At 47.5% G+C, this 16,876-nt stretch carries 14 protein-coding genes; 9 read left to right on the top strand and 5 right to left on the bottom strand.

Annotated elements, in window-relative coordinates:
• The first annotated feature begins 22 nt into the window (after window positions 1-22).
• The gene (rpmI, locus tag MN202_RS15580; protein ID WP_027672243.1) at window positions 23-220 is read left to right on the top strand and encodes a 50S ribosomal protein L35; all 198 of its coding nucleotides are present in this window, start codon (window positions 23-25) and stop codon (window positions 218-220) included.
• A gap of 17 nt (window positions 221-237) precedes the next feature.
• Window positions 238-597, top strand: coding sequence for a 50S ribosomal protein L20 (gene rplT, locus MN202_RS15585; protein ID WP_068235207.1), 360 nt, complete (start codon window positions 238-240; stop codon window positions 595-597).
• A 64-nt stretch (window positions 598-661) separates the two neighbouring features.
• Here the strand turns inward: rplT and MN202_RS15590 are convergent, their stop codons facing one another.
• The 3 genes from MN202_RS15590 to upp form a co-directional block, all read right to left on the bottom strand.
• Window positions 662-1,771: an META domain-containing protein gene (locus MN202_RS15590; protein WP_335737062.1), complete on the bottom strand. Its 1,110-nt coding sequence runs from the start codon at window positions 1,769-1,771 to the stop codon at window positions 662-664.
• A 59-nt stretch (window positions 1,772-1,830) separates the two neighbouring features.
• On the bottom strand, window positions 1,831-2,721 hold the full coding sequence (locus tag MN202_RS15595; RefSeq protein ID WP_335737063.1) for an alpha/beta fold hydrolase: 891 nt from the start codon (window positions 2,719-2,721) through the stop codon (window positions 1,831-1,833).
• Window positions 2,722-2,790: 69 nt separating this feature from the next.
• A complete protein-coding gene (upp, locus tag MN202_RS15600) occupies window positions 2,791-3,417 on the bottom strand; it encodes a uracil phosphoribosyltransferase (RefSeq protein ID WP_335737064.1) in 627 nt (208 codons plus the stop codon).
• Between the two features lie 117 nt (window positions 3,418-3,534).
• On the opposite strand from upp, the gene MN202_RS15605 reads away from it, so the two are divergent.
• A complete protein-coding gene (locus tag MN202_RS15605) occupies window positions 3,535-5,754 on the top strand; it encodes a S9 family peptidase (protein ID WP_335737065.1) in 2,220 nt (739 codons plus the stop codon).
• A gap of 54 nt (window positions 5,755-5,808) precedes the next feature.
• Here MN202_RS15605 and MN202_RS15610 read toward each other — a convergent pair whose 3' ends face one another.
• Both MN202_RS15610 and MN202_RS15615 read right to left on the bottom strand, forming a co-directional pair.
• On the bottom strand, window positions 5,809-7,065 hold the full coding sequence (locus MN202_RS15610; protein ID WP_335737066.1) for an HD-GYP domain-containing protein: 1,257 nt from the start codon (window positions 7,063-7,065) through the stop codon (window positions 5,809-5,811).
• A gap of 116 nt (window positions 7,066-7,181) precedes the next feature.
• Entirely contained in the window at window positions 7,182-9,785 is a 2,604-nt protein-coding gene (locus tag MN202_RS15615) for a TonB-dependent receptor (protein WP_335737067.1), read from the bottom strand.
• 477 nt (window positions 9,786-10,262) lie between these two features.
• Between MN202_RS15615 and psrA the strand changes: the two genes are divergently transcribed.
• The 6 genes from psrA (at window position 10,263) to MN202_RS15645 (ending at window position 16,744) form a co-directional block, all read left to right on the top strand.
• Window positions 10,263-10,949 (top strand): TetR family transcriptional repressor PsrA, encoded by a 687-nt coding sequence (gene psrA, locus MN202_RS15620; protein WP_335737068.1) that lies wholly within the window; start codon window positions 10,263-10,265, stop codon window positions 10,947-10,949.
• A gap of 1 nt (window position 10,950) precedes the next feature.
• Window positions 10,951-13,266: an acyl-CoA dehydrogenase gene (locus tag MN202_RS15625; RefSeq protein ID WP_335737069.1), complete on the top strand. Its 2,316-nt coding sequence runs from the start codon at window positions 10,951-10,953 to the stop codon at window positions 13,264-13,266.
• A gap of 70 nt (window positions 13,267-13,336) precedes the next feature.
• Entirely contained in the window at window positions 13,337-13,831 is a 495-nt protein-coding gene (locus tag MN202_RS15630; RefSeq protein WP_335737070.1) for a GNAT family N-acetyltransferase, read from the top strand.
• A gap of 122 nt (window positions 13,832-13,953) precedes the next feature.
• Complete coding sequence (locus MN202_RS15635) at window positions 13,954-14,748, top strand: PEP-CTERM/exosortase system-associated acyltransferase (protein ID WP_335737071.1); 795 nt, start codon at window positions 13,954-13,956, stop codon at window positions 14,746-14,748.
• 66 nt (window positions 14,749-14,814) lie between these two features.
• Window positions 14,815-15,666: a ThiF family adenylyltransferase gene (locus MN202_RS15640; protein WP_335737072.1), complete on the top strand. Its 852-nt coding sequence runs from the start codon at window positions 14,815-14,817 to the stop codon at window positions 15,664-15,666.
• 175 nt (window positions 15,667-15,841) lie between these two features.
• Window positions 15,842-16,744: a PEP-CTERM sorting domain-containing protein gene (locus MN202_RS15645; RefSeq protein ID WP_335737073.1), complete on the top strand. Its 903-nt coding sequence runs from the start codon at window positions 15,842-15,844 to the stop codon at window positions 16,742-16,744.
• Window positions 16,745-16,876: the final 132 nt, after the last annotated feature.

The following is a 16,876-nucleotide window of genomic DNA, read 5'->3' on the forward strand; positions in this document are numbered from 1 at the left end:
TTAACAATGCGAGTTTTTAACTATGCCAAAGATGAAAACCAATAAAGGTGCTGCGAAGCGTTTCAAAAAAACGGCTTCTGGTAGCTTTAAACGTAAGCAATCACACCTTCGCCACATCCTGACGAAGAAGACCTCTAAGCGTAAGCGTCAGTTAGGTCCAAAAACCTTAGTCGCTAAAGTAGACATCGCCGGCTTAGTCCGTTGCATGCCTTACGCATAATTAATTAGGAGTCTGACATGCCAAGAGTTAAACGTGGTGTAACGGCGCGCGCGCGCCATAAGAAGGTATTAAACCAGGCTAAAGGTTACTACGGTGCCCGCAGTCGTGTTTATCGTGTTGCTTTCCAGGCTGTAATTAAAGCCGGCCAATATGCTTACCGTGACCGTCGTCAACGTAAGCGTCAGTTCCGTCAACTGTGGATCGCGCGTATCAACGCTGCGTCACGTATGAACGGTTTATCATACAGCCGTTTCATTGATGGCCTGAAAAAAGCCTCAGTAGAAATCGACCGTAAGATATTAGCTGACATCGCCGTATTCGACAAAGCAGCGTTCACTGCTTTAGTGAGCAAAGCGAAACAAGCCTTAGCTGCTTAATTTAAGTTGCTAATAAAAAAGCCACCTCAGGGTGGCTTTTTTTATGGCTGCAGCAATGCCAGCGTTAGTTAACTGCCGGGGTAAATTGCAAAATTAACTGGTTATTTTTAAACAGTTGTAATTTGTCGCCGTTAACTTCGGCTCTGTCGGCAGATTGCAATGAACGGGTAAATTGTTGTTCAAGCTCGCTGCTTTCGGCACAAAATTTACGCGTGCTGATAAGCGGCTGGACGCTAAGCTGGTTTGAACGTTGTTTATAGTTACCGTTAAAGTTATTACAGCCGGCAAAACCGTATAACCGTTCGTTTTGATCGAAAATTACCCGCACATTGAGCTGTTGCGGGATGTAACGATCGGTCAGCTTTTCGGCGCGCCAGACAATGCCTTGTATTTTGCCTGGAGTATTTTGATCCGGGCAGATAGCACCGGGCCAGAATTGCTCAAATTTATCGATAAATAACATCTGTTGCTGCTCATCCTGACCGCGACGTCCCTGCAAGGTGGCAATAACCGCTTTACCTTTATAGCGCTCGTCCTGCTGATATTGGCGCATTACCGGTAAATGAAACTGTGTATTGGCCACATTCAGCGTATCGCCAGTGCGGCAACTGGTAAAAGTAGCCAGGTTATCCTGCAACTGGTACAGACCTAACATAGCCTGACGCGTATCAAGCTTTTTAAATTCGCTTTCGCGTTGCAGCTGATAATTCAGATTACTGGACACGGGCTTTCCGCTTAAATCCAGCATAGTCAGTTGATTATTCGATAAAAAATGAAACGCCGGCAGGGTTTGCTGCTGGTTTACAAGGTGCAGATTACGCTTTTCAAGTAACCAGACACCTTTGACGATTTCAACTTTACTGCGCTCCAGATACTCCTGGCGTGCTTCAAAGCGGCCATCACGATACAAATTAATGTGGTAATGAATGCCGGGGCAGTCTGCGCACGGCAAAGTACCACTAAAGCTCATATCGCTATCGATAAAAATATGTTCAAAGTCTGTCGCAACAGCCTGGGCAACAGCAGAATCTTCTACCACGACGTCTTCAGCTACGGCCGGAACTTCCGTTCGGGCAGGTGGTATAAGTTGGGTTTCAGCGGTTTGTCGGTCTGACGGTAACTGACTACAGGCTGACAGTAGCAGGGCTGTGCTAATGAGCAAGCGCTTTTTCATCTGGATCCCCTGGTAAAGGTTTTCGCTATTATATCGGATTTCAGCATCGGCATTAACTGCTATTTGTCGCCGGCAGTCAGGCGTTTAATCGCTTGTTTTATGACGGCTGCGGCTTGATTGGGCGCCTCCTGCATAAAACAGTGGCCGCCACTGAACGGTTCGACACTGACGGCGGGATTACGTTTCTGCCATTTTGCCAGCGCTTTGACGATAAAGTCATAGCTTTTATCTCCGTAAATCACATGCACCGGCGGGCAGGGAGTAGCCAGCTGTTGCCAGAGTTTATCCGGATAAGAGGCAAAAATCTCTGCTTCACGTTGTGGCAGACACTTTAAACTTAAGCCGTGTTCAGTCGGTTTTAACGCATGCTCGATATACGCTGCCAGTGCATCGGCGTGCCAGTTAGCAAACATACCGCGGTTGGTCAGATAACTTGCGGCAGTGTCACGGTCTGGCCAGTGCTGGCGCCGGCGCAGAGCTGCTTTGGCCAGCGGGTTTTTGTGATACAGCCGCACGCCATTGAGGGTGCTCATTAGCGTTAGCATAGTGGGGGTAAAAAGCACCGGGTCGAGTAAGATTGCGCCGTTAAACGGGCTTGCCGCACTGGTATGAATTAAAGCAGTTAACACACCACCAAAACTGTGGCCAACAGCGAATACCGCGACACCTGGATACAGTGCCTGATGGGCCTGCCAGGCTGCACTGGCCAGTTCGGCACTTTTATTCCAGCCAACAAAAGGACCGCCATGGTCACTGTCACCGTGCCCCTGGGCGTCAGATAAAAATAAATCAAAATCTTCTGCTAGTAGCTGCAACATCGGTTGGTACATGCGGCTGCAAAAACCATTACCATGCAACATATGCAGCACTGGCTTGCCGCTGGCTTCGCTGCGGTAACCGCGCAGGGTAAAACCGAGCGGCGTATGATAACACCAGGGTACTAACTGCAAAGCACTCTCCTACAAGGTTAAAACGGCGTTAAAGTGCCATGCTTTGCCAACTCAGACAAGGGCCTTCTGTTATTTGGTGCCAAACAGTTTATCGCCGGCATCACCCAGGCCCGGCAGTATATAGCCGTGCTCGTTCAGACAGCGGTCGACGGCGGCGGTATACAGCTCCACATCTGGGTGTGCCTGTTGCAGGGCTGCTATACCTTCAGGTGCGGCTACCAGCACCAAGGCTTTAATATGTTGTGCACCCTGTTGCTTTAATAAATTGATGGTGGCGATAAGTGAGCCGCCGGTAGCAAGCATAGGGTCAACGACGATAGCCAGGCGCTGATCTAAGTCTGACGCGAGCTTGTGAAAGTACGGCACAGGTTGCAGGCTTTGTTCATCGCGGTAAATTCCTACCACACTGATACGGGCACTGGGCAACAGCTCCAGTACACCGTCAAGCATGCCCAGGCCAGCGCGCAGTATCGGCACTATGGTTACCTTTTTGCCCTGAATTTGCTCTATTTGTACCGGGCCACTCCAGCTGTCTATTGTAACCTGTTCTGTGGCTAAGTCTTTGGTGGCTTCGTATGTCAGCAGGCTGCCCAGTTCAGCGGCCAACTGCCTAAATTGCTTGGTGCTGATGTCTGCAGCACGCAACAAGCCAATTTTATGTTTTACCAGCGGGTGCTTAACTTCTGTCAGTTTCATGTGTTAATTCCTCTGTTTAGCGCATATAAGCATACTGCAATCGGCTTTTTCTTGCAGTTTGCGCTGAAGCATTATACAAACGGCAAGCATAATTAAAGCAACGTCGCAGGGACAACAATGCAAGTTAAATTACCACGTTTTGTACTGACACTCAGTTTATTACTCGGAGGGGCTACCATGGCGGATGCGAAGCAACTTGAATTAGAGCGTCTGTTTGCTGATCCGGCACTAAGTGGCACTACACCCCGATCATTGACGATGGCGCCGGATGGCAGCCGGGTAACCTACTTAAAAGGCAAAGCTAACGACGCCAACAGGCTGGACTTGTGGCAGTACCAGATTAAAAGTGGCCAACACAGTGTGCTGGTTGATGCCGACACCCTGATAAGCGGAGCTGAAGTACTGTCTGATGAAGAGAAAGCCCGCCGTGAGCGCATGCGGTTGTTCGCGTCTGGCATTATCAGCTACAGCTGGTCGAAAAACAGCGATGCGTTGTTGTTCCCATTAAACGGTGATTTATATTATTACCAGCTAAAAGATAAAACGGCCAAAAAGCTAACCAATACCAGTGAGTTTGAAACCGACGCAACGATATCGCCCACTGGCCGTTATGTGGCTTTTATTCGTGCGCAAAATCTGTTTGTGTTGGATATCGCCAGTGGCAAAGAAATGCAATTAACTTTCGATGGCGGCGGTGATATTAAAAACGGTATGGCCGAATTTGTTGCCCAGGAAGAAATGGGGCGTATGACGGGGTATTGGTGGGCGCCGGATGACAGCAAAATTGCTTTTACCCGTACCGATGAGAGCGGTGTGGCAGAAGTCGTGCGCAACGAAATTTATGCCGACGAAATTAAGCTGTTTAATCAGCGTTATCCTTATACCGGCACCGCTAATGCGAAAATTCAGTTGGGGGTTGTTACGCTGCAAGATGGTAGTGTTAACTGGATATCGCATGGTGATGACGACGATATCTATTTACCACGGGTAGAATGGAGTAAAAGCTCACAGTACCTGAGTTATCAGTGGCAAAATCGCAGCCAACAGCTGTTAGAGTTACGTCTGGTCGATTTACACAACAATCAGCAAAAGGTGTTACTAAGTGAGACCAGCAACACCTGGCTTAACCTGCACGATGATTTACATTTTCTGGATAACCAGCAAGGCTTTATCTGGGCTTCAGAGCGCGATGGTTATAAACATCTGTATTACTTTGACTTTGATGGCAAATTATTACGTCAACTGACCTCTGGTGCCTGGGTGATTGATGAACTGGATGCGGTAAACGAAAAGCTTGGCATGGTGTATTTTACCGGCCGTAAAGATACGCCGCTGGAACGTCATCTGTATCAGGTCAGTTTAAAAGATGGCGACATTAAGCGCTTAACTGAAGCCGGATATGACCATGCTCTGGTACTGGCCAAAGATGGCAGTAGTTTTATTGATAGTTTCTCTAATGTCAGCACGCCGAATAAAGTGGCGCTGCGTGCTATAGATGGCCGGGTGCTAACCTGGCTGGAGCACAATGAATTAAACAGCAGCCATCCGTTAACGGCTTTTCATGGTGCGCTGAACGCTCCACGTTTTGGTACCTTAAAGGCCGAAGATGGCCAGACCATGCATTATCGCATGTTTGCCCCAGCCACTTTTGCAGAGGGAAAAAAATACCCGGTGATCGTCAGTGTCTATGGCGGCCCGCACGCACAGCGCGTAACAAATAGCTGGAGCCCGCGCGATCTGTATTTACATTATCTGGTGCAACAGGGCTATCTGGTATTTCAGTTAGACAACCGTGGCTCTTATAACCGTGGTAAGGCGTTTGAAGACCCAATCTACAAAAAGCTGGGTGATATAGAGCTGCGCGATCAAATTCGTGGCGTCGAATACTTGCGTAGCCTGCCTTATGTTGCAGCAGATAAAATTGCCATTTATGGACACAGCTATGGTGGTTACATGGCCATTATGGCGATGTTTAAAGCCGGCGATTATTTTGCCGCAGGCGTATCAGGTGCGCCTGTTACCGATTGGGCGTTGTACGACACGCATTACACCGAGCGTTATCTTGGCCACCCGGAAACCAATGCGCAGGGGTACAGTGATAGTGCAGTGTTTCCTTATGCTGATGGCTTAACCGGTGACTTGCTGATATATCACGGCATGGCAGATGATAATGTGTTGTTTACTCACAGCACCAAGCTGTACAAGCAACTACAGGATAAAGGCTTGATGTTTGATATGATGAATTATCCCGGCAGCAAACATTCAATGTTTGGCCAACCGGTACAGACCCATCTGCATAAAAGCATTACGCAGTTTTTTGACCGTCATCTAAAGTAATGTCTGCCTTGTAATAAGCAGGCCGGCAATTGCCGGCCTGCTTAATTATCTGGCTCAGGGCTTGCCCTGCAAATGGTAACTCACCTGAGCTCTGGGGTTCAGATACTCTGCAACTTGTTGCGGCAACGATTGAATTTTTAATACTTTACTGATGCCAACTTTATCAGGTTCCAGCGTGAGTACCGGGGCTTCCAGTCTGGGGACGTCAGCATCGTATACCATGACATTAGGGCAGAGCAGATTGTCACTGTTAACCGACATCACGATACCGATACGCTGATCAGATAGCATCACTATAGTGCCCGGCGGATAAACCCCCATCATTTTTATCATAATACGCATTTCCAGCTCTGGCAGTTTACCTTTCATGCTACGGTACATATACGACAGTGCATGGTGTGGTGAACGGGCTTTACTGATATCCAGTGGGTGGCACAAATTATCAAAAGCATTAACCACACAAACAATACGGGCCAGTTTGTCGATTTGCGCTTCTTTTAAGCCTTTAGGATAACCGGTGCCGTCAATCAACTCATGGTGTTGCTCGATAATGGGCCAGGCTTGTAATGGAAAGGTATCGGTTAAGCCGACCAGCTCAACACCATATTTAGTGTGCATTTTCAGCAGGTTTTCTTCTGGTTGGCTCAAAGGTGTTGTTTTACGCAAAATTTGCGATGGTATTTTTATTTTGCCGATATCATGAAACAACGCGCCCATACCTACGGCTTTGATGTCTGCCGCATCGAGTTTCAGGTTTTTCGCCAGCATCATCGATAAGGTGGCAACGTTCAGTGCGTGATAATACAGACCTTCCTGCTCTTTATTAGCTGATGTGATTAAATGTAGTATCAGTGAGTCGGCGCCAAGTAACACATCGGCCATGGCGCCGATCAGGCTGCCGGCGTCTTCGATGGCATTAAGTGGCCGGCCATTGATTTTAGCCATTAATGCTTTTACCTGAATAAGTGATTGGGCGAAGGCTTTTTCGGTTTTCTGGATATCGCGACGGTTTGCTTTGGCCTGCTCAATGCGCTGCATTTTTTCCTGTTGCAGTTTTAGTTGGGCTTCACTGGCGGCCATATTAAAACTGGCCTGCTCATCGTCGGACAACTCAGGCGGTTGCGCTACCTTTTTACTTTTGTCAGGGTAAAACAATACATAGTCTAAATTCAACGAGCGGATAATTTGCAGTTGCTGGCTGGTTTCTATGATCATATTGCCGGACAAAAACGGATGCTTCATCCAGCTGCCGGGTAGCTTCACGGCATAACCCAGTTTCAGTTCTTCTGGTTTAATTTTTAATACAGACAACCAAGGTGCTCCTGAGACGATAATTGTAATTAGTTTATGCGGCTTAACAGACATTACCAATGATACAGAACAAAAAAGGCCAGAAAAATTCTGGCCTTGCTTGCATTAAGGGGTTATCAGAAGCGGATAGTGTAACGTACTGTCCATAAACGGCCGATCCAGTCGTGAACTGAGCTGGCGTAACCATTGGTTGGTGAGGACGCATAAGGTGGTTTTTTATCGGTCAGATTGCGCACCGAAAACTGCAGAGATTGCTGTTCGGTAATGTCGTAACCCAGACTGCCGCTAAAAATCAGCCAGGCATCAACGGTTTCATTTCCGCCAAATTTAAAATCGCCATCACCCAGCTCACTAATGTAGTGTCCGGACAGGCTGGCACGCCAGTTATTGCGTTGCCAATCTGCGCCAAAATCGGCTACAAGATCTGGCCGGGCAATTTCGTTGGCACCACTTAGCTTACCCAGTAAGTCTTCTTTGGCGCTATCCGGGGTGATCTGGCGTTGATAACTAAATGTCTTAGTGCCTGCGGCGAACAGTTTAACGCTACCAAAGTTGTTCATGTCTATGCTGTAATTAATTTTTACATCAATACCATCGGTTTCCTGGCTACCTACGTTAAAGAAACCGGTACGCAAAAACACTAAATCATTGCCGCTATCTAACACACAACCAAATTCGCCGTTCAGCGCCGCTATGCTGCTGGTGACAGGGGCACTACCAGCAATACAAGCTTTAAGTGTGGTATTGGCATCTACATCGACAATATCAGTGTGCTCATAGCGCCAGTAATCTGCAGTAATTTGCAGATTATCCGTCAGATTCCAGGAGAAACCGGCGTTCACCGCTTCCGAGTTCTCAGCATCTAAACCGCGATTACCAATGGTCTCCTGATCCAGCTCCAGTTCACCAGCAGTGGCACCGAAGTCGCCACATAAGGCATCAAAAGGCTGATCTGCGCCACAGTTTATATAGGCGCTGCCTAAAGACTCACCAGCCCCTAACTGCGATAGTGACGGTGCTCTGAAGCCGGTGCTCCAGGAAGCGCGTAAGATCAGATCGTCGGTGGCACGGTAGCGCAGTGATAATTTCGGGTTAACATCACCACCAAAGTCGCTGTAGTGGTCATAACGCAGTGCCGCGATCAGATCCAGGCTGTCTGTCAGTGGCAGATTAAACTCGGCATAAGCGGCGTACTGGCTACGATCAGCAGCAGCATCACTGGCACCCAAAGCAAATACACCACCGTCTTTGGCAATTTGCGCCGGGCGATCAAAAATATCTTCGCTTCGGTATTCTGCGCCAAATACTGCACTGACATTGCCTGCTGGTAACTCCAGTGCCAAATCGCCGGCGATGTTGGCATCGACAGACAAGACCTCTGACTCACCAACACGCGGTGCCAGCTCACGTACTGCCGCTATTGCAGAAGCACTGTTGTCACGGGACAGGTTGAAAGGATCAAAACTGCCGCTGCTGATAGCTGCATTGACTTTATCAATGCCCATATAACCCTGGACATGGCGAATTTCATTTTCAGTTTTGCCGTAGCTGGCCGCCGTTTCCCATGACCAGTCCGCTAACTCGCCACGCAAGCCTGCCAGCAGGCGGAAACTGGTGGTGTCATAATCCTGAACCCGGGTTTCAGCAAAACGTGAACGAACCCGTATTTGATTGACAGCGCCATCTTCAGCATCAATATCGCGGGCCCATTGTGGTACCAATGGCGAGTTGCCTGCGACTCTGACATCAAAGGCTGCGGCTGAATCATAGGCAGAACCGGTATTGTGTTGATACATGGCTTCGGCAAAAAATTCCTTGCCGCCGCCCAGTTGATACAAGTGGTGCACAGTGGCACCCAAAGCGGTGGTATCAGGTTGAATTGCACGTTGTGTTACGTAGTCATAGCGGCAGCGGCTACCACCATTGCTGGTATTGCCTTCACACCAGGGCTCGGCATAGTCGCTGCCATCAATACTGACGCGGGTGCTGGAGTTTAGGGTAACGGTGATCGGACGCTCGCTGTTAAACAGCGCCTTACGGTCAAAGTAATCAACTACCACAGTGGTATTGCTGTTAGCGGTATTAAAGCCACCAACATAGGTCAGGTTGGTGCGGCCAAAGTTGCTGCTGGCAGTGTCGTCGCCATAAGAGGCGGAAATTTCGTGACCCTCGACATCTTTGCGCAAAATAAAATTGATAACACCGGCGATAGCGTCTGAGCCGTATACCGACGAGGCACCGTCGGTCAGGACTTCAACCCGCTCCAGCGCAGACATGGGGATCGTATTAACGTTAACAAAAGAGTCAAATCCATTGCTGAAAGAGTCTACCGCTACCCGCCGCCCGTTAACCAGCACCAGGGTAGAGCTACTGCCAAGGCCGCGCAAGCTCACGCCGGCTGACCCAGCCGGACTGCCATCGGCGCCACCCACACCGCCATTTTCAGTAAAGGTGCCGGCACTGGATGCCTGTGGTAAATCACGCAGAAAATCACTTAGTGTGTTGTAACCGCGTGAGGTTAAATCATCACGGTCAAAAATCTGTACCGGGTTAGCGCCTTCCATATCCACGCCTTTTAAGCGTGAACCGGTGATCTGAATTTTCTCAATTTTTTCCTGTTCGGCAGCAGCTTGTTCAGCCGCTTGCAGGTTATAACCGGTGGTGGCCAGTAATATCGCCATACTCAGGTTGGATCGCTTCATTTTTGCTTTAACAAACATACACATTCCTCTGGATAGTAAACGCCGCCTTAACAGGCGATCTGATTAAAAAGCAGTAAAAATGCGTCAAAGCAAAGGCCACGCAGCTAAAACCACGCTTAAGCCAGCCGCAACTGCAGCACGCTGACAAAAGACAGAATTTAGTTTGAGATGATTAAACCTCTGCCTGACGCAGAGGGAGAACTAATTATTGAACCACTCGGATAAGTAGTATGGCGAGACGTAATAGCCGTAATGATTAACTGCGCATTTTTGCATCGTTACGTCTCCTGAAGTGATAAAGCGGAAGATTTAACCGTTAAACTCGTGCATCTGTGCTTTTCTGTCAAGTGTTTTTTAACAACTGCTGCTGATGTACCCATTTGCCTCGGGTTAATTCAGTCAGGTATGACCAGTTATCGATTTGTCGCTTGACAGTTTTTAGATTCAAACGTACATTTCAAACAGGTGTTTAAAAGGTGTGTTTAACAGGTAATTATGGCAAGTAAGCAAAGTACCCAACATAAAATCCTCGATGCAGCGCAAAGTTTGTTTGCCGAAACCGGCTTCAATGATACGTCGCTGCGGCAGATCACCAGTCTGGCGGAGGTAAATCTGGCGTCAGTGAACTACCATTTTGGTTCAAAGAAAGAACTGATCCAGGCCGTGTTACAACGCTATTTGTTAGTGTTGATGCCAAGGCTGGATCAGGAATTTATCCGCTTATTAGCAGCGCAGCAGCCCAACAGCATTAGCCAGGTGCTTTCGGTATTTGTTAAGCCGTTATTAGAGCTGAACAAAGTGCATCAAAATGGTACCCGGATGTTTTTACAACTGCTGGGCCGCGGTTATACCGATGTGCAGGGACACCTGCGTTGGTTTTTTAATCACCATTATGGCGCTGTGCTGGACAAACTGGTGTTACTGGTGCAGCAAGCCTGTCCGGCTTTGCCACCCAGTGAGTTGTTCTGGCGGCTGCATTTTTCGCTTGGCACTGTCGTGTTTACCATGGCATCTAACGAAGCGCTGGCCGAAATTGCTGAAGCTGATTTTAACGAAAATGTCGATATTGAAGGCGTGATCCTAAGATTACTGCCTTATTTATCTGCAGCTATAGCTGCACCTGTTCCCACAATAGCTCAATTTAGTCAAACCGTGCCTGTAGCGGCCGGTGAAGGAAGGTAATATGTTAGCTCTGTTGATACTGCTTGTTGTATTGGCGCTGATTTTCGGTGTGGCCGATATCCGCCGCAACTTAATCACTAAGCCGGTTTTTACGGTATTTAAGAAAATTTTGCCGCCATTGTCTGACACTGAGCGCGAAGCCATGGAAGCCGGCGACGTCTGGTGGGACGGTGAGCTGTTTAAAGGCAAGCCAGACTGGCAAAAACTGCATAGTTTTCCTAAAGCAGAATTAAATGCCGAAGAACAGGCTTTTATGGACAACCAGGTAGAAACGCTGCTGAAAATGCTTGATGACTACAAAATAGTCCAAGAGCAGCGCGATTTACCCAACGAAGTCTGGGATTTTGTAAAGCGCGAAGGATTCTTTGCAATGATCATCCCTAAAGCTTATGGCGGCCGCGAATTTTCTGCCATTGCCAACTCAACCATAGTGTCGCGCATAGCTACCCGCAGTTTAACCGCGGCAGTGACCATAATGGTGCCTAACTCATTAGGCCCGGGTGAGTTGTTAATGCACTACGGCACCCAGGAGCAAAAAGATTTTTGGCTGCCAAGCCTGGCGAATGGCACCGACGTACCATGTTTTGCCCTGACCGGACCTGAGGCGGGTTCTGATGCCGGCGGTATTCCTGATACGGGTGTGGTGTGTAAAGGCGAACATGACGGCAAAGAAGTGCTGGGGATCCGGCTGAACTGGGACAAGCGTTATATTACGCTGGCGCCGGTAGCGACTGTGCTGGGCCTGGCGTTTAAATTGTACGATCCTGAACAACTGCTTGGCGATAAAGAAGAGCTGGGTATTACCTGTGCGCTTATTCCAACCAGCCATAAAGGTGTTCAGATTGGTGATCGGCATTTCCCAATGAATATGGCATTCATGAATGGTACCACCTACGGTAAAGATGTCTTTATTCCGCTGGACTGGATAATCGGCGGGCCGGATTACGCCGGTCGTGGCTGGCGTATGCTGGTTGAGTGCTTGTCAGCGGGGCGGGGGATCAGTTTACCGGCACTGGCTACGGCAACCGGCCACTTAGCTGCCCGGATGACTGGCGCTTATGGCTACGTGCGTCAGCAATTTGGTATGTCTATCGGTAAGTTTGAAGGGGTACAGGAGTCTTTGGCGCGGATTGGCGGTTTAACTTACAGCCTGGAAGCCATGCGTGTAATGACCGCCGGTGCCATTGATATGAACTTAAGCCCAAGTGTTGTCACGGCAATTGCCAAGTACCATATGACTGAAATGTCGCGCACCCTGATGAACGATGCCTTTGATATTCATGCTGGTCGGGCTATTCAAGTGGGGCCGAAAAACTATCTGGCGCATGGTTATATGGGGATCCCTATATCTATTACCGTAGAAGGGGCGAATATATTAACCCGTAACCTGATGATTTTTGGTCAGGGTGCAACCCGTTGCCATCCTTATGTACTGGCAGAGCTGGAAGCTGCAGCGAACCCGGATGCAGAGCAGGGCTTAAAGCAGTTTGACGGCTTGTTACTGAAACACATTGGTTTTGCTGTCGGTAATACCTTTGGCGCACTGTGGCAGGGCTTAACGGCTGGTGTGTTTAACAGTGCACCAGTGTCAGGTGAAACCGCCAGATATTACAAGCAGTTAAGTCGCATGAGCCGGGCATTAGCGTTAAGTGCGGATTTTTCAATGCTGATATTAGGTGGCGAGCTAAAACGCCGTGAAATGCTGTCAGCCCGTTTAGGTGATGTATTAAGCCAGTTATATATTGCTTCAGCCGTGCTGAAGTTTTATGAAGACAATGGCCGCCAACAGTGCGATCTGCCCTTTGTACATTACAGCTTGCAGCGCTCGCTGTTTGAAATTGGCCGCGCCTTTGATGGTTTCTTCGCTAACTTCCCAAGCCGGGTAGTGGCACGGTTACTGAAAACGCTGGTATTCCCGTTTGGCATTGGTTACAAGTTGCCAAATGATGATGTGGCGATTCAAATTTGTGAGGCGCTGTCAAAACCCGGTGTAGTGCGTGATCGCTTAACCCACCTGTGTTTTATAGGTGAAGGCGAAAACGACCCTACCGGTTTAATGGAAAGCGCTTTTGTTGCTATGCATACTGCGCAGCCACTGATGAAAAAGATTTATCAGGCGCAACGCGACGGCAAACTGCCACGCAAGCTGCCATTATTGCAAACCATTGAACTGGCAAAAAATGCCGCTGTAATCACGGCGTCAGAAGCAGAGCAACTGGTTAAGATGAATACCCTGCGCTTTAGTGCTATTAGCGTAGACAGCTTTGCGCCAGGCAGCTTAGAGGCAATGGCAGTAAAGCCTGCAGACGCGGCTTAAACATCTTGCTACACTGAAAAACGCCGCTAAGCATCAGGTTTAGCGGCGTTTTTTTTATTGCGGAGAACTTATGTCTGATCAAATACAGCTGCGCCTGGCAACCGAGCGGGACTTAGCCACCATCTTAAATTTTATTAATGGCCTGGCAGAATATGAAAAACTCGCCGATCAGGTTGTCGCAACAGAAGAAAAATTGCGCGGCAGTTTATTCGGAGCTAAACCTTATGCCGAAGTCGTTATTGCTGAATATCAGCAGCAGGCAGCCGGTTTTGCCTTGTTTTTTCATAATTACTCAACGTTTTTAGCCAAGCCTGGCATTTATCTGGAAGATTTATTTGTTTTACCACAGTACCGTGGTAAAGGTATTGGTAAGGTGTTACTCAGTTATCTGGCAAAACTGGCCGTTGAACGCGATTGTGGCCGGTTAGAATGGTCGGTACTGGACTGGAATCAAAGCGCGATAGATTTTTATCAGGCACAGGGCGCTACGATGTTACACGACTGGCGTATCAATAGGGTTAGTGGTGACAATTTGCAAAAGTTGGCACAGCAATATTGCGCTTAAGCTGGAAAATATCAGTTTGACGGCTTTACTCAGGGCTAAAAATGCTGGCAGATGCAACAACTAGGGCTAAGCTTAAAGCCTGAAACATGTGATTGATGGTTTTTTAATAAGACGGATTTTGAATGATGCAATTAAAATCAGATGATAAGCAAAACGGCGCTGACAATACTCAGGATGCCGTAACAGAATCCGTTCATATTTCTGAGCACTTTTCTCATTTTTTGCAGCCGCAGTTGGCTGATACTGCGCAATTAAAGATGGAGGTGTACCGGTTACGCCATCAAATTTATTGCGAAGAATTGCACTTTGAAGAAACCAACGCGGACAAAATAGAAAAAGATGCCTTTGATGACCGCGCGGTACATTGTGTTATCCGGCATTTACAGTCGCAACGCCTGGCCGGTACGGTGCGATTAATTACGTCTACCGCAGATGACGAACTGTTGCCGCTGGAACAATATTGCTCTGCAGCTCTGGGTAATCCTGCATTAGCGCCATCCCGCTTCGAACGGCACGAAATCTGCGAAATTTCACGTTTAGCCGTGCCTTCAAGTTTTCGGAAAAGAGAAGTTGACCAATATGAAGGGGCGGCAACCGGTGTATTAAATGAAAAAACCTTTTCGTCACATGAATTTCGCTGTTTTCCTTATATCCCAATCTGCCTGTACCTTTCTGCTGCGGCTATGTCATACCGAACACGCCGCTATCATGCTTTTGTCATGATGGAGCCATTGCTGGCGCGCAGCATGTCTTTTGTTGGCATTAAGTTTAAGCAGGTCGGTGACACTATCGAGTTTCACGGTCAGCGAGCTGCGTATTATGTAGATTCCCGCGAATTAAAGCAGACGCTTAAACCCTTGTATCTGAATTTACTTAATATGGTTGAAAAAGAAATTTTTGGTGATAAGCAGTCCTGACAGCATTAACAACGGATTGCTTAACCAATTTACTTCTCTCGTCTACATGATAATCAGGGATAAGTCATGTTTAACTATAATACGGCGTTTTCGCGCAATATCGGTTGGGTTACAGAAGCAGAGCAGCAAACACTTAAAACCTGTTGTGTGGCGATTGCCGGCGCAGGCGGTGTCGGCTCAGAACATGTTGTAACATTAAGCCGGCTTGGTATCAGCCATTTTAAACTTGCTGATTTTGATCAGTTTGAGCTGCACAATTTTAATCGCCAGGCTGGCGCCTTTATGTCAACCATCGGCCAGAATAAAATAACTGTGATGGAGCAGATTGCTAAAGATATCAATCCTGACAGCAAAATTGAGTTATTTGAGCAGGGCATTAATGCCGACAATATTGAGCAGTTTCTTGCAGGTGTAGACGTCTATGTCGATAGCTTAGATTTTTTTGCATTGTCAGCCAGGAAACTGGTGTTTCAAAAATGCTACGAAAAAAATATTCCTGTCGTTACTGCTGCCCCTCTGGGGATGGGCTGTGCTTTTTTATGTTTTATGCCTGGCAAAATGAGTTTTGAGCAATATTTTTGCTTTGAAGGCAAAACTGAGGCCGATCAGTTAGTGCAGTTTTTAATAGGTTTGTCGCCGGCGATGTTGCAAAGACAATATCTGGTTGACCCCAGCCGGGTCAGTTTTGCCGAAAAGCGCGGCCCGTCAACACCTATGGCGGTTAAACTGTGCGCCGGTATTGCCGGCACTTACGTTGTGAAGATCATACTGCAACGTGGCGACATCTTGTGTGCGCCCTATGGCCTGCATTTTGATGCATACCGCAATAAGTTGGTAAAAACCTGGCGACCATTTGGTAACCGTGGCCTGATCCCAAGAATTATGTTCCGTATTGCGAAAAAACTGGTGAAAAGTTAGGCGGCCTGCCGATTATTCAGCCTTTACTTTGGGTGTCAGCTTTTTTTGCAACTGGGTGATTTAATGAACAAGCCGATAGCTTAACTTCATGATAATAAGTAAGTTTTAAAATTGGTACGCTCTTTGCTTTTATGTAATGGTTGTATATGACTACAGAGTTTAACAAGGAGTTACCATGAAAAAGTTTATATTAGCAGCAGCGATTCTTGGCACTGCTTCTGCGGCACAAGCGGGGCCAATTTCAATTACCAGCGACTACGGCTCAACAGCAGCGTTTCAGGCATTGGGCGCGAGTAATATCCCCGTTGAATCGGTTTACACCCATGGTTTGGCAGCCGGTGCTGTTACAGACGCTGATGATTTGATTTTTGATGGAGACATCAACAAAATATTAAATTTTAATGACGTTGGTCAAGGCTCTTTTGGTGAATTGGTTCCTATTTTTGGCACTGACTCAACAGGCTATAACAACGATTGGCGTATTACGTTCGAGTACGAGTTTTCCGGTACCGCTTTGCTGGTAGATGGTCTGCCACCATTTGCTCCCGATGGTACCGTTGATGGTGACAATAACGGCCAACTTGATTTTGGCGATGGTATAGTTCCGACCTACACCGCCGGCATTATCAAAATGTTTTACCATGATATATCAAACCCTGGCAGTGCAAATGATGGCGAGCAGGTGTTAGAATTAACCTTAAATTATGCTCAATTGATACCGTTTACACCTAACGTAATATTCTTTATGGAAGTAGATTACGGCTGGTATGGTGGCGGTAACGCCTTTATTGATAACTTTTTTAACGATGTAGAAACCGGCAAATCGTTTTATGAGTTAAGCCAATTAGCACCGCCACCAACTATTGCTTTCCGCCTGGATTTTAACTTAGACGATCCTACTCAACCTAACGCAATACCAGCGTGTGTAAATGCCGATTGTTTAACATTAACGCGGGAAAATGACTTTAATGCTACTGGTATCTTCGCGGTACCTGAGCCAGCCTCTTTAGCAGTATTGGGCCTGGGTTTATTAGGTTTAGGTTTTAGCTCACGTAAACGTGCTGCTAAAGCTGCATAACCTTGATGTTGTGTTTTACCAATTGGTAAAACAATAAAGAAAAAGCCGGATATTCCTAATGCCGATCAGATAAGAATTTTTCAGATCAGTTGACCGATCCAGAGGCTGGTATATAAAGGCCTACAGAATAAC

Origin of the sequence: Rheinheimera muenzenbergensis, from assembly GCF_036984005.1 — a bacterium.
Lineage (GTDB): Bacteria > Pseudomonadota > Gammaproteobacteria > Enterobacterales > Alteromonadaceae > Alishewanella > Alishewanella muenzenbergensis.

Bases quoted from the DNA above. Each gene is read 5' to 3' on its own strand.
- rpmI (WP_027672243.1), top strand. From the start codon at position 23: ATGCCAAAGATGAAAACCAATAAAGGTGCTGCGAAGCGTTTCAAAAAA.
- rplT (WP_068235207.1), top strand. From the start codon at position 238: ATGCCAAGAGTTAAACGTGGTGTAACGGCGCGCGCGCGCCATAAGAAG.
- MN202_RS15590 (WP_335737062.1), bottom strand. From the start codon at position 1,771: ATGAAAAAGCGCTTGCTCATTAGCACAGCCCTGCTACTGTCAGCCTGT.
- upp (WP_335737064.1), bottom strand. From the start codon at position 3,417: ATGAAACTGACAGAAGTTAAGCACCCGCTGGTAAAACATAAAATTGGC.
- MN202_RS15605 (WP_335737065.1), top strand. From the start codon at position 3,535: ATGCAAGTTAAATTACCACGTTTTGTACTGACACTCAGTTTATTACTC.
- MN202_RS15615 (WP_335737067.1), bottom strand. From the start codon at position 9,785: ATGTTTGTTAAAGCAAAAATGAAGCGATCCAACCTGAGTATGGCGATA.
- psrA (WP_335737068.1), top strand. From the start codon at position 10,263: ATGGCAAGTAAGCAAAGTACCCAACATAAAATCCTCGATGCAGCGCAA.
- MN202_RS15625 (WP_335737069.1), top strand. From the start codon at position 10,951: ATGTTAGCTCTGTTGATACTGCTTGTTGTATTGGCGCTGATTTTCGGT.
- MN202_RS15630 (WP_335737070.1), top strand. From the start codon at position 13,337: ATGTCTGATCAAATACAGCTGCGCCTGGCAACCGAGCGGGACTTAGCC.
- MN202_RS15635 (WP_335737071.1), top strand. From the start codon at position 13,954: ATGATGCAATTAAAATCAGATGATAAGCAAAACGGCGCTGACAATACT.
- MN202_RS15640 (WP_335737072.1), top strand. From the start codon at position 14,815: ATGTTTAACTATAATACGGCGTTTTCGCGCAATATCGGTTGGGTTACA.
- MN202_RS15645 (WP_335737073.1), top strand. From the start codon at position 15,842: ATGAAAAAGTTTATATTAGCAGCAGCGATTCTTGGCACTGCTTCTGCG.